Raw genomic sequence first — 17,842 nt, forward strand, 5'->3', positions numbered from 1 at the left:
ATACAGATGACTTGAGAAGTGCTGTGAACTGGAGTGCCGATGGCTGAACACGAGTTGCCGCTCAGGTTCTACAACCCGTCCGCCTTCGCGTTCGACACCGACGTGGTGATCGCACTGCTCGCCGATAGGCAGATCAGGAACGCCATCGAACGGGGCGAGTTCGACAACCTGCCTGGAGCAGGAAAGCCGCTCGACCTGCCGGACCATCACGACCCCGACTGGTGGCTCAAGAACCTGATGAAACGTGAGGGGCTCGTGACGCTGCCGCCGTCCGTCCAACTCCGCAAGGACGACGCCGCGCTGGACGAGCAACTCGACCGGCTCTCGGATGAGGCGGCGGTGCGCCGCGAGGTCGAGGAGTTCAACGAGCGGGTGATCTGGGCCCGCTATCAACTCCCGGCCGGGCCGCCTCTGATCACCATGCCGCGCGACATCGAGGCCACCGTGTCCGCGTGGGCCGATCGCAGAGCGGCCCGAGCCGAGGAGTCCCGTCGCAAGACGGCCGAAGAGGTTCGGGCGCGCGAGGAGGCGAGGATGAGCGGCCGCAAACGCAGAAGGCTCTTCGGCGAGCGCATCCGTCGACGGTCATGATCGTGACGTCTCGCCGACGATCGGATACCCCGGGTGAGCGGCCAGATGCATCTCTCCACCCGACGGCGATTGCATTGCGACTTGCGTGACTCTGTCCCAACTAGCCTTGCTCCTTTTAGATACAAGTGAAGCGATCTACGGTTATATGTGAAGGCTCTCGAAGTCTGAGTGCCAGCTGGATGGAGGTCGTGATGACTGCAACTGAGGCAGGTGCGAGTCGGATGATGGCGAGCCCCCGTGAGCTGCGTCTTGCCCGTGATGTCCTTATAGAACTGGAGGGTCGTCAAGGCGTGCTCGGGATGCGATGTGCAAATGCGCCGAAAGTCCCGACCCTGGATAGAAACCCTAGTCACGAGGCTCTCCGGAGTGTCCGAGAGAGGACGCTAACCTCTGAGTCGACGGCGGCGGGTGGCATCTGCCAAGGTCGTGCCGTCCTCGCTAGGCCTACGAGAGATGTATGCCGATGATCGAGTTCATCGAGACCGGTCTTCGCTCTCCGATCCTGGTACTGAGCGGCGCTGTCCGTCTGCGCGGTCGTCAACTGGAATGCTCGATGGAACGGGTTGCCGCAGTACACGGCTCCGTGGGTCGCACGCCGTCAACCCTGCACCTTCAGACGAAGCCTGCGGGCACCTCCTTGCCGGGCACACTCAGCGTCGACGGTAGGTCGAGTCATTAAGTACGCTCTAGGCCCAAGCTGGTGAGGATCGCGGGTAGATCAAGGACTGCGCGCCGGATGGCCCGATAGTCGTCTTCCGGTACCTCAACAGTTGCCATTACTGCCCCGAAGGCTGAATCGTCGTCTGTGTCGTCGGTCAAGAACCGCTGCGGGGCCGCGGATGTGCCGAGCAGGTGGACATAGCAGCCGTAGTCGATTTGAAGGACGTCGTAGCGTTCGCCGGGGTTGTCTTTACTTGAGTATCCGCGCTTGATGATGTGGAGAATCCGGTCATCTACTAGCTGCTGAATGAGGGGATGAACGGTGTCTTCCTGGGCGAGCAGGAAGGCGCGCGCTTTCCTCCCTGATATCACGTCACTCACAATCCGGTCGAGGAGCGCGCGGGCAAGAGGAACGCCGTTCAACTGCGCGGCCTTGGTCGTCGTGTAAAGCTGAGCGGCGGACTCCCGCACATGAGCGACGGCAATCTTCGATCCTCCCGCCCGCAGGCCAGCCCTTCCCACGATGTTGAGGGCATCGCGAGGCACTCCCTCTGCCGCTCTGATGACCTCTTGGAGCGATGTGATCTGGGTGAAAAGTGAAGCGATTAGCTCGGAATCAGAGTCAGGAGGTGTCAGACCCATCCCGACTAGGGCGGTCGAGAGATGTCGAAACAGCAGTGAGCGGAAGAAGCCGAGCGAACGTTCTGCCTGCTCTTCGCGGTTACGTGCAGGAAAGACCACGAACTCATCGAGGTCTAGCAAGGGGAAGATCTCGGCGCCCACTTCGGCGCCGATGTAGTCGCCCCGCTCGCCGGGAATACGCCACTCGGACCGATGGGGGATCGCGCCGATTCGCACTGTCACCTTCGGGATGCCAAAGAACAGCTTGCGGAGCATCTCTGCGAGGTATGGCTGTAGATCGAGTGGCACTCCGCTCCACTCATCGAGCAAGAGCCAGACACGAGAGGCTGAATCTGCCTGTATCGCTTGCTTCATAGACCTAGTGACACCACCGAAATGAACGCGGTGACGTACTGGCCCGGACGCTGTCACGCGTTGGCTCGCGGCAGTTGTGAGTGTCTGATCCGAACTCACGGAGATGCCCGCCGATAAGCCCGATGATGTGATTCCTAGTCGTGCGTCACCGCGCGTCCCTTGGGCGTCCCGCTCACTGGCCCGAACTTCGGTCTCAATCTCGCGAGTGATCAAGACTTCAGTGAAGTGATCCAACATGCGGTCCAGCACGTCGACCTGAACATCGATGTGCCCGGCGAACGCCGCTTCGAGCAGTTCGGTGTGAACAATGCTCAACACGTCAACGACGAGACGAGTTGCGCGTTCGCTGATGCTTAGGGAAGCGTCTGAGTAGCGGCCCTCAGTTGAGCCGAGATCCTGCTCCATGTCAATGTAGATGACGCGGTTGCCCTTGCTGCGTTCGATCTCGGCCAAGTACTTCAGTGCGTGGGTTTTTCCTGTGCCGCGGCGGCCGTATACGATGCCGTTGTCTCGAGAACCGAGTGCGTTTACCAGAGAATCAACCCCAACGTACGTGGCGATGACGTCTGTCTCGTTGACCCGCTCTGCGCGCTTCTCAACCTCCTGCAGCGCCGCAAGCAGAACCTGAGTTTCCATCAACTCTCCCGTGTCATGGTGATGCGTTTCGGAAAGACTAGCCGCTCAACGTCAGCCGTTGGTTTCCCGCTTCTGCCGATGACAGAGCTGTGCGCGTGAGATGTGCCACCCATCGACAGGGGATACCAGGTGGCGATGGACGCGAAGTAGACGTCGGCGTGCCTCGTTTGGTTTGCACGCTCATGACAAGTGGCTGATTTGCAGGGGACGAACCTGCTGAGGCGACCGGTTTCTCTGGCGTGGTGGGACAGTGGACCCCTTATCGGGTCATCGTCGTGCGACTACGTCAAGATAGCGCTGTGACCAGGCTCACCATCGCTGTCGCCGCCACGGGCGCTCAGGCCCTCGAAGCCGGCCTCTTGGTCGGCCGGAACGGCGGCAACGCCGTGGACGCCGCACTCGCTGCCGCCCTGGTGGCCATGGCCACCGAGCCGGGCATGGTCAGCTTGGGCGGGGGTTGCTACGTCGCGGTCTGGCCGGCCGGCGGTGATCCTGAAGTGATCGACGGCAATGTCGAAATGCCTGGTCGGGAGGGTGACCCGGGACGCCGCGGTCACGGCTTGCGGCGGGTGGTCACCTCCTATGGCGGAGGGCTGACCATGTACGCCGGCCACGGCTCAGTGGCGACCCCCGGCATCGTGCCCGCCTTCGGCATGGCGCACACTCGCTTCGCCCGGTTGCCCTGGGCGGACCTGGTCGCACCCGCCGCCGGTGCCGCTCGTCGGTACCCGATCGGGGCGGCGGCGGCCCGTTACCTTGCCTACACCGCGGACAGCCTGTTCGCCACCGATGCCGAGGCTCATGCGCTGGTCACCAGGCCTGATGGCAGTCTGCTCGGCCCGGGGGAGTTGACCAGCAATCCGCAGTTGGCGGCAGTGCTCGATCAGCTTGCCGTTGAGGGTCCGGAGTTGTTCACCACCGGAGCCGTGGGGCAGGCGCTGGCTTCGGAAATGGCTGCCCGGGACGGGCTGATCACCGGGTCCGACCTGGCCCGCTACCGTCCGGTGAGCCGCCCGGCGCACGTCTCGAAGGTGGGTCACTGGCGGATCGGTATGAATCCGCCGCCGGCGGTGGGCGGGCCGATGCTGGCTGTCATGTTGGGTGAGCTTGCTCGGATCGGCGACTGGGCCTGGCGCGACGCCATCGAGATTCAGCGGGCGGTGTTGTCGCATCGGCTCACCACCCACGACCTGTCACGCGACCTCGAGGCGGACGGCGTCCGCTTGCTGGATTCGGTGGGGCGCTACGGGCTCTCCGCGCTGAGGGGATCGTCCTCCACGGCGCACATCTCCGCGGTCGACGCCGACGGCAACGCCTGCGCCGTCACCATGAGCAGCGGATACTGCGCCGGGTTCTGCATTCCCGGCACTGGGGTGCTGCTGAACAACGCACTGGGCGAGGTGGAACTCAACCGGCTCGGGCTCCACGCGACGCCGCCGGGGACGCGGTTGGCGTCCAACATGGCGCCCACCGTGGGTCGCAGCGACGATGGCCAGGTGATGGCCATCGGGTCACCCGGTGCGGACCGAATCACCACCGCCCTGATGCTCGTGCTGGGCCAGAGTTGCCTGCACGGCAAGGAACTTGCCGAAGCCATCGCCAATCCCCGGTTGCATGTGCGGCACACCGACCACGGACTGGTGGTCGAGCATGAACCCGACCCGGGAATCGCGGCAGCCATCAGCGAACTCGGCCTTGATGGTCACGAATACGGTGAGCCGCACATGTACTTCGGTGGGGTGGGTGCCGCACTGCGCCACCAGGACGGCACCCTGCAGGCGGCCGGCGACACCCGTCGCGAGGCGCACGTCGGCGTCGCCTGAGCCCGGCATCCCCGTTCGGAGGAGGTTTGGCACGCTCGCGTCGTGAGGCGGTAGGGGCAACGCATTGGGTGGGTTCGTTTGGCTTCCTTTGCGCAGCATGGCTGTTCAGAAAAGGTTGCACGCCGACTTAGATCGGTGCGAAAGCGGTCGGGACTTGAGCGAAGCGTACTTCGAAGGCGTCGACGATCGTTTGATCGGTTGGGATCGCCAGTGCGTAGTCGTCGTCGGCGCTGGCTTCTAGTTCGTCCGCCCGGCGCTCATCATCAAGCGCGCCTGCCTCGATTTCCCGTCGAACCGTGGCTACAACCCCTGCCGCTGCTTCCAGGCGGAGCCAACGAAAACCTGCGTCGGCTGCCGCAGGTTGCTGATGAGAGAGTCTTCGACTGCGTCCAGGAGGCCGCCGTTCATCGCCAAATTGTGCACGGCCAGCACGGCTGCGATCGCTAAGTCGCCCTCGCCGGGGTCCAATCCGCCACCGGCCATGGTCGCGCGATCCCATACCTCATCACTCGGCTTCATGTCTCGATCGTTCCATCACACTGGGGGTGCGGACGCCCGCTTCTGCCCCAAGATCGACGAACCCTCGCCAGCACATGCACCGTCGCGACACACTGTCAGGATGAACAGGCCAGCAGGGCGCGCATGGCCACGGCCGGTGATCGGCTGGCTGGCACTGATCGCCGGAGTCTGCATGGCCTGCCGCCTCCTGTTGCCCCCGCGGCTCTCGGTCGTGCTGCCCTTGGTGGCGGCGGTGCTGATCCTTGTGGCGGGCATCTTCCTTCTGATCGAGCGGCGCAACCTCGTGCTCGACCGATGGGGGCGTGCCATCTGCTCGGCAGGTGTCGCCATCTACTTGATCTTCCCGCTGGCCACGATCGCAGGTGGCGATATCGAAGGCGGTATTCCGGTTGGTGCGCAAGTGGTCTGGCAAACGGTCGCGATTGGCGCCGTGATTGCAGCCACTCCACTGTTGATCGTTGGGGGAGCTCTCCTGCTGCTGCGAGGCCCACAAGTGAAGTCCCGATAGTGATGTAGCGCGGGTCGTGCGATGGTGGCCTGGCATGTCGTCGGGACGTGAGCGCGGCCCGCGCGTGACCCTTCGAGTGAACCTCTTCACAGCACTTTCGAAAGGAACCATCACGATGACCGCTCCTCATGCTGTCGACCCTGCCCGGTTGTTGTCCCAAGTCGTGGGGATGGGTCGCCGGACTCTAGAGGTGTCGGATATGGAGAAGCGCGCGCACTTTCAACTCGTGGCGTAGGCGTGGCTCGGACAGCGCGTCGACAACTACAGCGGCCCCGCACCAGTGGGCTCGTGCGCTTGCCGCGACGGTGTGAGCGGCCTGGAGTTGACCGCCGGTATCGACCCAGTCGTCCACAAACAGGACGCGCGTGCCCGGGTCGAGGAGGCTCGCGCGGGCGCTGAGGGTCAGGTTGCGGTCGCGGTAGTCCGGTGGGGTTCGAGCGGTGATCCACGCGTCGCTGTCGGCCAGGACGCCGGGTTCCTTCCGAAGTTCGACCAAACCGATGTTGAGATCGGCCGCGACGAGTGCGCCGAGGAGGGTGCCGCGGGATTGGGGGGCGAGGACGACCTCCGGGCGTTCGTCTTCGACGAGGCGGGCCAGCGTTGGTCCGAGTCCTGCAAGGACAGCAGGATCGCGCCACCAGCCGGTGACGTCGGCGCCCAAGCTATGTACGTCGGGATCGTGGACCCATCGAAACGTCGTCCGGAGCCGCTTGAGGAACTCGGCCTCCTCGTTGGGTTTTGGGTCGGGGTCCGCGGCCTTTCATCGTCACCGGCCCAGCATTCCATCTGTCAATCGGGCCGCGGCCCGAGAAGGCCCGTCCGCACGCGGAGCGACCTCCGACGCGAGTCGCATCGCCCGTCTGAACCTTGGGCGACATCGGGTCAAACCGCAGGCCAGAAACCTGGATCGCGTCACTCGGCAGTCGCGGCCTACCCAGGCGTGCAAGCATCAGTCCCGTTTCCTACTTCTAGTAGGATACTGTCATGACCTCAGCTCAGGGAGTGGAGAAGCACTCTGTGTCTATGCCGGCGGCGACGTCGGAGTCGGTGCGCTCGCGGGTGGGCGCGCGTGGGTTCTCTGGATATGTGGCTGCGGCGGTGGCGCGTCAACTGGAGCGGGACGCCTTGGATGACGCCTTGGCCCGGATGGAGGCCGAGCATGGTGCTGTCGATGAGGATGAGGTGGCGGCCATCTTCGCCCGGCTCGCGGAATGATCGTCCGACCGCACTCGGTGCTGCTTGATGCGGAGGCGCTGTCGGCGCTGGCCCGTGACGCCCGCACCGTGCAGGCCTGGGCGACATTCGCCAAGCGCAGCGACTCGGTCCTTTACGCATCCTGCCTCACGCTGGCCGAGGTCACCGATGGAACCGCTCTCGATGTTGCTGTCCGGCGGGCCGTCGAGGCGGTGCGGTTGGTCGAGGTCAGCCCGGAGATCGGGTTTCGCGCGGGCGAGTTGCGAGCAGCTGTGGGGGCGACGCGACGCAATCGCGATCTGACGGTCGACGCCGTGGTGGCCGCCACCGCGCTCACCCTGCCAACGCCCGTGGTTGTGCTCACCTCGGATCCCGAGGACCTGGGCTTGCTGCTTGCCGGCCACGACATCCGGGTCGAAGCCATCTGAAACGGCACCAGACATGCCAGATCCCCTAGTCAATCTTGCTCTGACTAGGGGATCTATGGGTGTCCGAGAGAGGACTTGAACTCCTAATCGCCGGCCGACATGTCGGCACATCGGCGGCATCCTGAGGCGTTTCGGGCGGGAGGTTGATGCATCCAGACGGCGCCGGATGTATCCAGAGACATCTGGATACATCCTCGGCGGTATCGCGATCGGTATCACGGGCATGTCGGGGTGACCGATACCATCCCCAGCGCAACCAGAAAGGAGCCGATCAGATGGCGACTGTGGCAACGAAGGCAGAGGTGCCGGCATGACGGCCCCGACGTCGCGTGACGAGATCCTCACCACCGGTGACGTGTCTGCGATCACGAAGGTCCCGATCAAGACGCTCGCCGGCTGGCGGCATGTCGGTGGTGTCGGGCCCCGCTCGTTCAAGCTCGGCGGCCTCGTCCGCTACCTGCGTGCCGATGTGGATGCGTGGCTCGCCGAAGCCTACGCGGCAACCGAACGCCGCAAACCGGAGTGACCAGTTCATTCGGCTCCGTCGCTATGAAGCCCATTGCGGTCCTGGAGATTCGGGTGGTGGCGCCATGACCACCACCCCGTTCGACGGTGATTACACGCTGCCTGAGGTTGCCGCGATCCTGCGCCGGTCCGTGGATCGGGTGCGGAAGATGGCGAACCGCGGCGACCTGGCCGACGCCGGCGCGTACCAGTTGGGTGCCCGCTGCAGGTGGAGGTTCCGCCGCTACGACTTCGACCGGTGGCATGCGGCGCTATCTGCGCCACGACCGGCGGCACCAACGGGGTGGCTTGAGCCGCCGTCGCGCCGGTCCCTCGCCCACAGGAAACGCAAACCCGCGGGCTGAAGACAGGCCGTGCCGTGCGCACTCTGTCGGTCGACGGCGAGCCCTGGTTCGTCCTCGCCGACCTGTGCGCTGTGCTCGCGATCGGGAACCCGTCGATGGTCGCCCAGCGTCTTGACGTTCTGAACCTCAGCCAGGCTGAGGTTCAGAACTCCCGCGGCCAGATGCGCCAGACCGTAATCGTGTCTGAGGCGGGCATGTACGAGGTCGTAATCCGGTCCGACAAGCCGGAGGCAGTCGCCTTTCGGCGTTGGATCACCAGCGAGCAGGACGCTCGCCCGTCAGGTGTGCATTCTCCGGTCGGAGGCCTTCGCCCAGTCGATGATGTCGGCGGTGCGCCACACCTTGCCCATGGCCAGGGTTGCTACGGGCGCCGGAAATGTAGTGCGTGAGGTCAACTGGAACACGCGCTGGCGGGAGACGCCAAGTATCTTGGCAATCTCGGCTGCGCCAACGAGTTGTTCATCCACGGCGACCACTCTATAGGCATTTGCCTACTTGACACATGCCTAGCACTGGGGTTGACTGTTGACTACTCCCAAACAAGGAGCGACCCCCGGAGGTGCTCGAACACCACCCGAGGGCCTAGGAACCACCTGCTCGAACAGGAGATCCCATGAACAAGATTGTCGCACGCCCAGAGCCCACGCCTGAGGCAGTGCACATCCACGAGTTCCGCGCCGGCGAGGTCAACTGCGCCGTGTGCTTGGAGCACCGCCAGGACTGCGACTGCTGGCGCTGTGATCGGAACATCACCCTGGTGATGCCCGACACGCTCAGCTCGGACCAGCGCCGCGAGATCAACGCCCGGATCCGCGCCAGCTTTGACGTCCACGTCGCAGAGATGCAGCGGCGCAACAAGGCTGAGGGGGCGACCCGATGACCAGCCCAGGCACACCTCAAGCGGACGCGATCATGTTCCCGGATCCTGTCGGTGACTATCACAACGACTACGCAGCCCTGCCTACCGGATTCCGGGCGGTCTACGGCCACCATGCGCGCTACTGCAACCATGACCAGGAGTTACGCCGGCCAGGCGTCTCCGTCGCTGAGCACGGTCTGTGGTGCGAACGGCAGGTCGCCGGGGTCAACGCCAACTTCGAGAACAGCCACGACGATCAGATCTGGGTCTGCAACGTCAGGCCCTACCAACACGGTGTGTACCAGACCGGCTACTTTCCGCGTGATCTGGTGTGCCTGTTCGGACCGCGTGACGAAGACGAGCCGCCGTGGGCGACGCTCATACCGTCCGCGGCGCGGAGCCTGGTAGCAGCATTGCTGCACGCCGCAGACGAGGCCGAGTTCGGGCATCTGAGGAACGGAGGGGCAGGCCGATGACCAACGACACCATGTCGTCCACGAGCCGGTTCCTGTGCATCGTGTGCGGCGCCACTCGAACCTCCCGCTACCGGCAGTGGAGGGCCAACCTGACCTGTTCTAGGTGTGGACGTCCCCAGCGCCACGAGAAGATCCCCGACAGGGTCCGACCGGACGACTACAGAGAACTGAACAACCAAGACCGAATGGCGGAGGCTGGCCAGCTTCTTGCGGAAGCCGACTACCTCCGCGACATCACGGATCGCTTGGGCGTCGAGGTCTCGGGCTACTGGGACGAGCGTTTCGCGAAGTATCTCTACTTCGTCGTCTGTGTTGACTGGGCTGGACGCCGACGTTGGCGGGCCAGGATCAACCCAGACGCGACGCTCAAGGGTCAGCTGTTCGCGCTTGAGGGGATCATCGAGACCGTCGTGAGGCCGAAGAAGTGGCTAGGTGACGGGAACGACGATGTCCGGGCTGGGAGGAGTTCATGGTGTCGTGAACCTCGGCAGGGGGATCTGCTGCCATGACTCAGACGCAAGAGCCGGAACTGTTTCCCGGCGCCAACCTCCTCAGCGAAGCCGACCGGCGGCAGATCCTAGAGCTGTCGGTGAAGTCCGGAAACCGGGTTGTGCCCCCGGTGACCTGTCACACGTTCTGCACTGATCAGGACGGCCATCCGGGCCAGTTCCACACCTCGGATCAGACGTGCTACGGCCCCAATCATCGCGTTCCGACGGTGATGTGCCCGCCTGTGGAGGTGTCCAGAGGTCGGTACGAGCAGAACTACTTCGGTGTCTACCTGTCAGCTCCGCACGACGGTGAGCAGCCCACGATCAATGTCAGTCTTGGTGAGAAGGATCGCCTCGTGATGGCGCTGGATGAGGCATTGGCCGTGGCTCAGGCGATCGTCGCATCGATCGACGAGGCCACACAGGCCGGGCTCTAGCTCTAGATGAGCCGACGCAGCCCTCGCAATCCGGGGGCTCGTCCCTGCAAGGTCGGCCTCCCAGATCGGCTGCAAGGAAGTGTCAGTACCAGCTTCTAGATTCGTACCCCCAACCAGGGGGCGGACGGAGGTGAATGACATGAGCCTGTGGAACGAGGCATACGACACGATGAACACGATCGAGAGCCGCTATGAGGTCGACTCGCTGCCGCTGGATCAGCAGCTGAAGCTCGCTGAGATCAAGGCGCTCCTGGCCATCGGTCAAGAGCTCTCTCAGATCCATCACGAAGGCATCAACCCAGACTACAGCCGCGGCTAAGCGAGAATGAGAGGCGCGCTTCCCAAGTTGGGAAGCGCGCCTATCGTTAGGCGCAGGTCTTCGCCCCACCCAGTCGCTTCTGTGCATCCTCCACTGCGTATTGGGTGCCTGTTACCGTCCAGTTTCCGCCGTCGATGCGACATTCGCCGGCTTCGAGGGCATTCCAAGGTTGGGCGTGCGACTCCTGCCGCTTGGCGTCTGACGCCCAGATGATCACCGCACCCCCACTGCAAGGCTCGCTAAGAAACCCGTACTGGCCGATCATTTCGCGGGTCTTGCGTTCATCCGACGTGCTGCAGGAGTTCCAGCCGCTCGCTCGTGCCAACTCGTCGGTGCTCACGAAATGGTGCTCCGCGTAGTTGATGCTGGAACAGCCAGCGACCAGTAACAGTGCGCTCGAGGCGAGAGTCAGGCGCTTCATGGAAGCATTGTGCCGGGCCTGTGGCGACGCCCAAGACGCGCGCCGTGCGTACTCAGTCGAGCTGTCAATGCCACACCGGCAAGTTCTTCACAGCGAGAACTGAGGCATCTCGACGTCAGGGAGTGCGCAGCATGCGAACCACTCGGTCAACTGTTCGAGAGTAGCCATGCGTGACCCCACGGCCCGGATCATGTGGGCTGCTTCCGTCTGATCCACATCGAGTTGGACGCCGTTGCTTTCAAGAAAGACGACGGCGGTCATCCAGGCGAGGCGCTTGTTCCCATCCTGGAAAGCTTGGGCCTCGGATATGCCGTACGCGAGCCGTGCAGCTTTCTGGATGAGGGTGGGGTAGAACTCCTGGTCTCCGATGCCGGCGAAGGCGGCTTCTACCGCCGACTCGAGCCTGCCAAAGTCGATCAGCGGGCCAGCGGCAATCTCCGCCTCGAACATCGCAATACAGTCCGAGACGGAGATCCGTTGGTTCACTCGGCCAACAGCGCCAGCGTTTTCCGCCAACGCCTACTGGCCACGCTCGCACGGGACAGAATGTCGCCCGTGACTGCCGCTGGGCTCTCAACAGCACGCCGATGGGGGCCCTGTCCCCGAAGGCTCTGCAACGTGTACTCGCGTCGCATCAGGTCGTGCGGGATTGGATCGCTGCAGGCGTCATCCCGCGGCCTGTCGCCCCAAACCGTCAACCAAGGCGACTCGGTGTGGGTGAGGACTCCCAACTCTGCCCCCGACTTCTTCCCGTAGTGCTCGATGACGGCAGCTATGTTCTGCTTCTGCTGGTCGGTCAACGGGACGTTTGGGTCGGCGGCGGGGTTCGCGTAGCGGATGCTTCGAACGACTGGGCCGTTCTGCCATGCCTCGATCTCGTCATCGAAGAGTGGCGCACCGTCCCAAGCGAGAGTCCACGCCTGCGCGTAGTAGAGCAGCTTGTGAGCTTGGGTTTCGCCAAAAAGGCGATGGTGTGCCTTGATGTACTTCAACACGTCGTACGCAGTAGTCATTCTGGACGCACCCCCTCTACACCCTGCATCAACCAGAAGTCAACTCTTCACATTCCTAGCCCAAGGCTACACGTTGTCACCCTCATGTAGGGGAGGCGGAACCGCTTGACGCTGATGGGCTCGTCGTGACTGAGACGGAGGCCGAAGCGGCCGATCATCCTCCGCCTCCAGCAACTCCAGTAGCCACGGGTGCACTAGTTGAGCGACCACCATGCGATGGTCGCAGTCGGGCAGCTCGCAGGCGCAACGCCAGCCTGGGCCGTTACCGGTGCAGGTCACCCGGTAGCCGTCCACGTAGGCCGACAGGTACGCCGGCCGCCATGAGCCCTTCCCACGGGTGTACTTCCAGTGCCCGGTGAGTAGCCGCGTGAAGCGGACCTGCATCGTGTCGTCGCCGCTGTCCGTACTCATCTCGCGGACTAGTTCTTGAGGCGCACTGTCAGCCGTCCCGCGCCGGCCGGCTTGGTCGTGAGGGCGTGCCCGTACAGGTGATTGTCCGGGACCTCGTCAGACAGTGCCGTGCCGTCGGCGAGGATGTACACCGGGTCGCCGATGTTCGCGACGGCGAATGCGACGGTGAAGTCGTGGGCGCCTTCGAGCCACACGGTGGCGTTCCCGTCGGGATTCCCGCCGCCGTAGTTGTAGGCCGGGTTGGTGGTGCCGTCGGTGTTGACCGGGGACACGGTGACCGCGGCCCGGTCGGTCTGCAGGACGCCGTTGAGGCCGCCGATGCGGACCGGGTCACCGGACTTCTTCCCGGCGGGGACGGGCAGGGACAGACGGTTCGCCTGCCGGTACGTTTCGTTGACAGCCATCTCAGGCCTCCTTGATGTCGCGACCCCGCAGGGTCAGGTTGGTTGTGATCTCCGTAGTGGCGGCCGTCATCACGCTGCCTCGTCTGGGCCGGTGGGCGGCATCGGCACGTAGTACGTCGCCCCCGGTTGCCCTTCCCGCGGGGTCGCGTCCATCCACCGAACCAGCGCCCTGAAGGACCATGAACCCAGGCAGCCGCCAGCGACGGTCAGCACCTGCTGTCGCCACTCGCGGTCAACACCCTCGCGCTGATCGAAGCCGGCCGACCTGAGCGCCGCTTCAACAAATCCGGGGTCGGTGAGGTGGTAGTCAAACTCGGCCACGTCGAACGAGTCGCCGTCAAGATCGGCCATGACGCCGTGCGCTTCCAGATCAGCGACGAGCTCGTTGAACGTGACACGCCGCTCGGCGACCATCTGGTCGTAGGCAGCCTGCTCCGCTTCCCGAGCAGCAGTCTCGGCCGCGGCCGCGTCGAGGGCGGCAAGGTCGATCTCGCCGGACGCGATCGCCCGCAAACCGTCGATCTCCTGCTGCCTCTCGGTGATCTGGTGCCGCATCCGGTCAGCCATCGTCGCCGGCCGGACATAGCTGCCGTCAGTGCCGCTGCGGGCGTACGGCTGCCAGGTGGTGCCAGTCAGGTCCTTCAGCTGCTGCACGATGGCGTCGACGGCCGCCTCATGCTCGACGAGGGCCCTCTGCCGGTCCTCGACGTCACGCTGCAGCATGTCCGCCTCCGCGCCGTGAAGGGCTCGCCTGGCCGCCATGTGCCGCTCCTGCGCCTCGGTGGACGCCTGGCGGCACAGAACGATCCGCTGCTCCAACGCGGCCTTCTGGGAGGCCGTCTCGCCGAGCGTGGACGGATTGTCCAGGATCGCGGCACCGACCTCGGCGAACGAGTCGAGGCGGGCCTGAGCTTCGCGGGTCTCATCGAGCCACTGCTGGACGACAGCGGCGGCGTCTGCGACGGCCTGCTGGGCGTCGGTCAAGGGGTCAGTCTTCGTTCTGGGCATGTTGTTCGTTCTCCTAGCTGCCGACGACGCGGCGGGCGGTGGGACTTGCGGGTCGTGTCCGGCGACGGTGCTCATCGAGTACCTGCGCGGCGGAACGGATGGGCGGCTTGGCTGCCTCCTGGGCCTGCTTTCGCAGGCTCTCGGCACGCCATCCGATGTTGAGAGCGGCCAGCACATCGTTGTGGGTGCGGTGCTGCTCAGCTGCGAACTCCCGGGCATAGCGCTCGGCCTGGTCGGGCGCGTCGCCGAGCGTGACGCGGGACTCGACGATCGAGGCCAGGTTCTTCCGTTCGGCTTCGGCGCGTACGGCCGCGGCCGCGGCGGACTCCTGCTGTTCGCGAGTGAGCGGACGGCCCCAAGCGTTGGTGCGTGGCGCCGTGGAGCTGTCGGCGGGAATCGGACGGCCCCAGGCATCTGTCGTTCGGGCTCGTCGTGCGTTGCTGGTCATGGTGTTCTCCTTCGTGGGCAAGGGATTGGTCGCCCCTTGATGGGGGTATCTCGGCTTGTCGGAGGGGTGCTTGCCAACGCTCTGCTACCTCCCGTTCACCTCCCGCTCGTCTGTCGGCCGAAGCTGCGCTGGAAGCGCTGCTCGGCTTGCGTTTCGCCGCGGACGACGTCGACGGTGTGTGCCCGGACTTGTTCCCCGGTCCACGGGTTCTGCACAATCACCGTCACCTCAGGCGTTGCTGATGCGGCTGCAGCGGGTGCGGCGATCAGCAACTGCCGGGTGTCCGCGACCTGGCGCGGATCAACCTGGCCACCGTCAGCGAGCCCGATCGCCGAAAAGAACTGGCGCGGGATCAGCTGCCGCCGGAGCGCTTCCATCACGTTCACGCCGTAGTAGTCGACGGCCGCAACGGGGTGCACGAACTCGCGGGCGGTGAGCATCGCGGGAATGTTGTCCGCCTTGTCGTGCGGGGACCAACCCGACACCTGCCCGCCCGCAGCGAGACGTGTTGCAGGCTGCCAACCAACGTTCGGCAGCGGCTCGATCAGGCCACCCTCAGCGGCAAACTTCATCGCCTTGTACCGGGTGGTGACAGTGACCGTCTTGTCATGCACCCCGGCGACGGCGTTCTTCGCAGCGTTCGCGCCGGACAGGTCAGCTTTGGTGCCGACCTTGACGTCCTTGCCCTTGAGCTTGTTCAGGGCGTCACGGGCGGCGTTCACACCGCCGAGCTCGGCGATGGTGCGGAGGATCGCCTTCTTCTCGGCCGGTACACCTTTGAGGGAGCCGATGAACGTGTCGACTTCCTTCTTCGACGGGCGGGCACCGATCGCCAAAATCTTGGTCTCAGCCAGCTCCGGGACAGCCAACACGGCTGCGGTGATGAGGTCCGCCTCCTCCTTGACGAGCGTGCCTCCATGCGACGAGAACGTCGGTGCCACCTCGCCGGGGATCGCCACCAACGCCGCAGCGTACGCCCTGGCCTCTTCCTTACCCTTCCCCATGGCTTCGGCGGCCTTCGCCAGCCCGGCCCGCATCCTCTCAGCGCTCGCAGCAATCGTTTCCGGCCCGGCACCGACATCAGCCATGTCCTGCAGCTGCTTGGTAGCGATGCTGCCGATCTGGAGGAGTGCGGTCTGGTTAGCGCGACCCTTCTCCGTGTTGAGATCGAGGCCCTTGCCGTGCTCCTTCAAACCCTTGTTCGCCGCGTCCAGCGCGGCTTTGAACCCGATCTCGCCACCGATCAGTTGCGCCGTCATCGACGAGTACTGCTGCATGGCCTGCACCGCACCAGCAGCCGCACCGGCGACACCAGCCATGGCCTTCTGCTGGTCGGACAGGTTCGCAACGAGCGGGCCACCATGCGCAGTGGCCGTCTCCACAGCCTGCGGCACCTCACCCCGCATCCACTGGGCGTACTCGTGGGCGCTGAGGTTCGTGACCCCAAGCACTGCAGCGGTCTGTTCGAGTTGACCTCTGAGCTTGGGGAAGTACTGCGCGGCGAACTCGATCGACTCGCCACCAAGGTCGTCCGTGAGGCGACGGAACGCCAGCTGCGCCTGATCCAGATGTCCGCCCTGCGTCAACCCGACCAGAGCTTCATCCATCTTGTGGAACTCGTCCACAGCCTTCCCAGTGCTCGACTTCAGGTGGAGCACGCCGCCAACGGTGGCGTCCATGGTCCGGTTGAAGCCGGTCAGCCCATTCCGGGCTTCGTTCCCGAGTGCAACGAACGCGGTCTTGATCGAGTTGATCGACGCGTCGCCCTTGGTTACCCACGAATCGGACTTCATCGCGTCGCTGATCTGCAGGTTGAGTGCGTCGATGCCGGTGTCGGCCTTGGCGAGATTCCTGATCGAGTCGGCGACCCGGTCGGTTGCATGCGAGTAGTCGGTGCTGGCGTCAGCCAGACCACGGATTGTGATGGCGGCGATCGCACCGATGCTGAGCGCTTTGCTGAGCGAAGCACCGAAGCTTCGTGCGCGGTCGCTGACCTTGCCCATGTTGACGCCGAGCCCGGTCAGGTTGTCCTTCAGGTCACGGACCATGCCGATCGCCTTCATGCCGCCACCGACGAGCAGCATCAGCCCAGCGACCGACGCGGCGGCGCCGACGGCGAATCGTTGCTGGTCGGGCGACATTGACCCGAACGCCTGCGACAGCTGCGCGAGACCATCCGCAGCCTGCTGCACCACGGGCAGCATCACCGAACCGGCGTCGATCGCCGAGTCCTTGATGTTGTTCCAGGCGACCTGCACCTTCGACTCGGTCGTGGCGGCCCGGGCGGCGTACTCGTTGAGGATCGCGGACTGGGACTGGATCGACGACTTCGCCAGGTCGAGTGACGAGGCGAGGTTCGTGCCGGACGATGCGAGACGGCGGATGGCGTCGGCTTCGCGGACCCCGGTGATGCCGAGGGAGCGGAGGATGCCGGTGACGTCCCCACCAGCTGCCTGTACCTTCCCGAGGCCCTCAATGAACTTCTGGGTGGCGCCGGCGGCGTCGTCCTCGAACGCCTTCCGGAAATCGGTACCGGCCACCTTCGACACCGTCTCGAGAGCTGTTCCGCCGCGGCGCGAGATCTGCTCGAGCTTGAGGAACGTCATCGACATGGCGGTACCGCCAGCCTCGATTTCGACACCGACGTTGGCGAGGGCGGACGCGTAGCCCATCACCTGATCCTCAGACAGGCCGATCTGCCGACCAGCCGATGCGATGCGTTGTGTCAGGCCGAGGATTTCGGACTCGGTGGAGGCGCCGGCGTTGCCGAGGGCGACGAGGGTGGATGCCAGGTTGCCGACCTTGTCGGGGGCGGTTTGCATCACGTTCATCATCTGAGCGAGGCTGGTTGCAGCCTCGTCCGAGGTGAGGTTCGTTGTCTCGCCGAGCATGATCATCGTCCGGGTGAACCCAGCGATCGCCGGGGTCGCGACACCCAACTGGCCGGCAGCCTCAGCGACGGCAGCGATTTCCTCGTGGGAGGCGGCCATGGTGCGGGCCATGCCGCGCAGCGAACCTTCAAGCTGGTCGATCTGTTGCGGGGTGCCGTCGACGGTCTTCTTCACGCCGGCGAACTGGGATTCCCAGTCCATTGCGGCCTTCGTTGCGAAGCCGAGACCGGCAGCAATGAGTGCGCCGCCCTTGAGCATGCCGGCGCCGACCCGGTCCCACTCGGCGGACGAGTTACTGGCGGCGTCACTGATCGACTTCCCAGCCGCGATCGCGGTCTGCGCCGCCTTCTGGATCGGGCCGACGAAGCCGGCGATTGTGGCTTTCAGAACGGTCATCACGGTACGAGTGGTCATGCTGCGCCTCCTCGGCGATCAGGGGT

General features: G+C 64.7%; 23 protein-coding genes and 1 pseudogene. 13 read left to right on the forward strand and 11 right to left on the reverse strand.

Annotated elements, in window-relative coordinates:
* Positions 1-39 precede the first annotated feature (39 nt).
* Positions 40-591, forward strand: coding sequence for a DUF1992 domain-containing protein (locus tag QM624_RS11665; RefSeq protein WP_415091961.1), 552 nt, complete (start codon positions 40-42; stop codon positions 589-591).
* 675 nt (positions 592-1,266) lie between these two features.
* Here the strand turns inward: QM624_RS11665 and QM624_RS11670 are convergent.
* Entirely contained in the window at positions 1,267-2,883 is a 1,617-nt protein-coding gene (locus tag QM624_RS11670) for a hypothetical protein (RefSeq protein WP_415091963.1), read from the reverse strand.
* Positions 2,884-3,182: 299 nt separating this feature from the next.
* Between QM624_RS11670 and QM624_RS11675 the strand changes: the two genes are divergently transcribed.
* Complete coding sequence (locus tag QM624_RS11675) at positions 3,183-4,706, forward strand: gamma-glutamyltransferase (protein ID WP_415091965.1); 1,524 nt, start codon at positions 3,183-3,185, stop codon at positions 4,704-4,706.
* 300 nt (positions 4,707-5,006) lie between these two features.
* On the opposite strand, the gene QM624_RS11680 is transcribed toward QM624_RS11675, so the two are convergent.
* Complete coding sequence (locus tag QM624_RS11680; RefSeq protein WP_415091967.1) at positions 5,007-5,225, reverse strand: hypothetical protein; 219 nt, start codon at positions 5,223-5,225, stop codon at positions 5,007-5,009.
* Positions 5,226-5,361: 136 nt separating this feature from the next.
* Between QM624_RS11680 and QM624_RS11685 the strand changes: the two genes are divergently transcribed.
* A complete protein-coding gene (locus QM624_RS11685; protein ID WP_415091969.1) occupies positions 5,362-5,733 on the forward strand; it encodes a hypothetical protein in 372 nt (123 codons plus the stop codon).
* Between the two features lie 184 nt (positions 5,734-5,917).
* Here QM624_RS11685 and QM624_RS11690 read toward each other — a convergent pair whose 3' ends face one another.
* Positions 5,918-6,394, reverse strand: coding sequence for a phosphoribosyltransferase family protein (locus QM624_RS11690; protein ID WP_415091971.1), 477 nt, complete (start codon positions 6,392-6,394; stop codon positions 5,918-5,920).
* A 323-nt stretch (positions 6,395-6,717) separates the two neighbouring features.
* Between QM624_RS11690 and QM624_RS11695 the strand changes: the two genes are divergently transcribed.
* The 5 genes and pseudogenes from QM624_RS11695 to QM624_RS11715 all read left to right on the forward strand — a co-directional run.
* Complete coding sequence (locus tag QM624_RS11695) at positions 6,718-6,948, forward strand: hypothetical protein (RefSeq protein ID WP_415091973.1); 231 nt, start codon at positions 6,718-6,720, stop codon at positions 6,946-6,948.
* The gene (locus tag QM624_RS11700) at positions 6,945-7,355 is read left to right on the forward strand and encodes a type II toxin-antitoxin system VapC family toxin (RefSeq protein ID WP_415091975.1); all 411 of its coding nucleotides are present in this window, start codon (positions 6,945-6,947) and stop codon (positions 7,353-7,355) included. The genes QM624_RS11695 and QM624_RS11700 overlap by 4 nt, the downstream gene beginning before the upstream one ends.
* Before the next feature lie 310 nt (positions 7,356-7,665).
* Positions 7,666-7,881: a helix-turn-helix transcriptional regulator gene (locus QM624_RS11705; protein ID WP_415091977.1), complete on the forward strand. Its 216-nt coding sequence runs from the start codon at positions 7,666-7,668 to the stop codon at positions 7,879-7,881.
* Positions 7,882-7,945: 64 nt separating this feature from the next.
* Positions 7,946-8,224, forward strand: a complete 279-nt coding sequence (locus QM624_RS11710) for a helix-turn-helix domain-containing protein (RefSeq protein ID WP_415091979.1) — start codon at positions 7,946-7,948, stop codon at positions 8,222-8,224.
* Between the two features lie 14 nt (positions 8,225-8,238).
* Positions 8,239-8,475 (forward strand): annotated as a pseudogene (locus QM624_RS11715) (Bro-N domain-containing protein); the annotation flags it as partial.
* A gap of 27 nt (positions 8,476-8,502) precedes the next feature.
* Here QM624_RS11715 and QM624_RS11720 read toward each other — a convergent pair.
* A complete protein-coding gene (locus QM624_RS11720) occupies positions 8,503-8,691 on the reverse strand; it encodes a helix-turn-helix transcriptional regulator (protein ID WP_415092091.1) in 189 nt (62 codons plus the stop codon).
* 146 nt (positions 8,692-8,837) lie between these two features.
* Here QM624_RS11720 and QM624_RS11725 point away from each other — a divergent pair, with 146 nt between their 5' ends.
* From QM624_RS11725 to QM624_RS11745, 5 genes are all read left to right on the forward strand, one after another.
* A complete protein-coding gene (locus QM624_RS11725; RefSeq protein WP_415091981.1) occupies positions 8,838-9,104 on the forward strand; it encodes a hypothetical protein in 267 nt (88 codons plus the stop codon).
* Positions 9,101-9,559, forward strand: a complete 459-nt coding sequence (locus QM624_RS11730) for a hypothetical protein (RefSeq protein WP_415091983.1) — start codon at positions 9,101-9,103, stop codon at positions 9,557-9,559. Before QM624_RS11725 ends, QM624_RS11730 begins: the two co-directional genes overlap by 4 nt.
* Positions 9,556-10,068 carry a hypothetical protein gene (locus QM624_RS11735; protein WP_415091985.1) on the forward strand — a complete coding sequence of 171 codons (513 nt, stop codon included), beginning with the start codon at positions 9,556-9,558 and terminating at the stop codon, positions 10,066-10,068. The genes QM624_RS11730 and QM624_RS11735 overlap by 4 nt, the downstream gene beginning before the upstream one ends.
* Positions 10,065-10,487, forward strand: coding sequence for a DUF6907 domain-containing protein (locus QM624_RS11740; RefSeq protein WP_415091987.1), 423 nt, complete (start codon positions 10,065-10,067; stop codon positions 10,485-10,487). Before QM624_RS11735 ends, QM624_RS11740 begins: the two co-directional genes overlap by 4 nt.
* A 139-nt stretch (positions 10,488-10,626) precedes the next feature.
* Positions 10,627-10,806 carry a hypothetical protein gene (locus tag QM624_RS11745; protein WP_415091989.1) on the forward strand — a complete coding sequence of 60 codons (180 nt, stop codon included), beginning with the start codon at positions 10,627-10,629 and terminating at the stop codon, positions 10,804-10,806.
* 46 nt (positions 10,807-10,852) lie between these two features.
* On the opposite strand, the gene QM624_RS11750 is transcribed toward QM624_RS11745, so the two are convergent.
* The 7 genes from QM624_RS11750 to QM624_RS11780 all read right to left on the reverse strand — a co-directional run bounded on the left by QM624_RS11750 (position 10,853) and on the right by QM624_RS11780 (position 17,816).
* A complete protein-coding gene (locus QM624_RS11750) occupies positions 10,853-11,227 on the reverse strand; it encodes a hypothetical protein (protein WP_415091991.1) in 375 nt (124 codons plus the stop codon).
* 87 nt (positions 11,228-11,314) lie between these two features.
* Positions 11,315-11,677: a type II toxin-antitoxin system death-on-curing family toxin gene (locus QM624_RS11755; RefSeq protein ID WP_415091993.1), complete on the reverse strand. Its 363-nt coding sequence runs from the start codon at positions 11,675-11,677 to the stop codon at positions 11,315-11,317.
* A gap of 32 nt (positions 11,678-11,709) precedes the next feature.
* Complete coding sequence (locus QM624_RS11760) at positions 11,710-12,240, reverse strand: Panacea domain-containing protein (RefSeq protein WP_415091995.1); 531 nt, start codon at positions 12,238-12,240, stop codon at positions 11,710-11,712.
* 419 nt (positions 12,241-12,659) lie between these two features.
* Positions 12,660-13,055 carry a DUF2190 family protein gene (locus QM624_RS11765; RefSeq protein WP_415091996.1) on the reverse strand — a complete coding sequence of 132 codons (396 nt, stop codon included), beginning with the start codon at positions 13,053-13,055 and terminating at the stop codon, positions 12,660-12,662.
* 69 nt (positions 13,056-13,124) lie between these two features.
* Complete coding sequence (locus QM624_RS11770) at positions 13,125-14,039, reverse strand: hypothetical protein (protein WP_415091998.1); 915 nt, start codon at positions 14,037-14,039, stop codon at positions 13,125-13,127.
* Positions 14,040-14,076: 37 nt separating this feature from the next.
* Positions 14,077-14,511, reverse strand: coding sequence for a hypothetical protein (locus tag QM624_RS11775; protein ID WP_415092000.1), 435 nt, complete (start codon positions 14,509-14,511; stop codon positions 14,077-14,079).
* 95 nt (positions 14,512-14,606) lie between these two features.
* Positions 14,607-17,816: a phage tail tape measure protein gene (locus tag QM624_RS11780; protein WP_415092002.1), complete on the reverse strand. Its 3,210-nt coding sequence runs from the start codon at positions 17,814-17,816 to the stop codon at positions 14,607-14,609.
* Between the last annotated feature and the right edge of the window lie 26 nt (positions 17,817-17,842).

This window comes from Micropruina sp., from assembly GCF_047606365.1.
Lineage (GTDB): Bacteria > Actinomycetota > Actinomycetes > Propionibacteriales > Propionibacteriaceae > Micropruina.

Bases quoted from the DNA above. Each gene is read 5' to 3' on its own strand.
- QM624_RS11665 (WP_415091961.1), top strand. From the start codon at position 40: ATGGCTGAACACGAGTTGCCGCTCAGGTTCTACAACCCGTCCGCCTTC.
- QM624_RS11670 (WP_415091963.1), bottom strand. From the start codon at position 2,883: ATGGAAACTCAGGTTCTGCTTGCGGCGCTGCAGGAGGTTGAGAAGCGC.
- QM624_RS11680 (WP_415091967.1), bottom strand. From the start codon at position 5,225: ATGAAGCCGAGTGATGAGGTATGGGATCGCGCGACCATGGCCGGTGGC.
- QM624_RS11695 (WP_415091973.1), top strand. From the start codon at position 6,718: ATGACCTCAGCTCAGGGAGTGGAGAAGCACTCTGTGTCTATGCCGGCG.
- QM624_RS11700 (WP_415091975.1), top strand. From the start codon at position 6,945: ATGATCGTCCGACCGCACTCGGTGCTGCTTGATGCGGAGGCGCTGTCG.
- QM624_RS11705 (WP_415091977.1), top strand. From the start codon at position 7,666: ATGACGGCCCCGACGTCGCGTGACGAGATCCTCACCACCGGTGACGTG.
- QM624_RS11710 (WP_415091979.1), top strand. From the start codon at position 7,946: ATGACCACCACCCCGTTCGACGGTGATTACACGCTGCCTGAGGTTGCC.
- QM624_RS11725 (WP_415091981.1), top strand. From the start codon at position 8,838: ATGAACAAGATTGTCGCACGCCCAGAGCCCACGCCTGAGGCAGTGCAC.
- QM624_RS11730 (WP_415091983.1), top strand. From the start codon at position 9,101: ATGACCAGCCCAGGCACACCTCAAGCGGACGCGATCATGTTCCCGGAT.
- QM624_RS11735 (WP_415091985.1), top strand. From the start codon at position 9,556: ATGACCAACGACACCATGTCGTCCACGAGCCGGTTCCTGTGCATCGTG.
- QM624_RS11740 (WP_415091987.1), top strand. From the start codon at position 10,065: ATGACTCAGACGCAAGAGCCGGAACTGTTTCCCGGCGCCAACCTCCTC.
- QM624_RS11745 (WP_415091989.1), top strand. From the start codon at position 10,627: ATGAGCCTGTGGAACGAGGCATACGACACGATGAACACGATCGAGAGC.
- QM624_RS11750 (WP_415091991.1), bottom strand. From the start codon at position 11,227: ATGAAGCGCCTGACTCTCGCCTCGAGCGCACTGTTACTGGTCGCTGGC.
- QM624_RS11755 (WP_415091993.1), bottom strand. From the start codon at position 11,677: ATGTTCGAGGCGGAGATTGCCGCTGGCCCGCTGATCGACTTTGGCAGG.
- QM624_RS11760 (WP_415091995.1), bottom strand. From the start codon at position 12,240: ATGACTACTGCGTACGACGTGTTGAAGTACATCAAGGCACACCATCGC.
- QM624_RS11765 (WP_415091996.1), bottom strand. From the start codon at position 13,055: ATGGCTGTCAACGAAACGTACCGGCAGGCGAACCGTCTGTCCCTGCCC.
- QM624_RS11775 (WP_415092000.1), bottom strand. From the start codon at position 14,511: ATGACCAGCAACGCACGACGAGCCCGAACGACAGATGCCTGGGGCCGT.
- QM624_RS11780 (WP_415092002.1), bottom strand. From the start codon at position 17,816: ATGACCACTCGTACCGTGATGACCGTTCTGAAAGCCACAATCGCCGGC.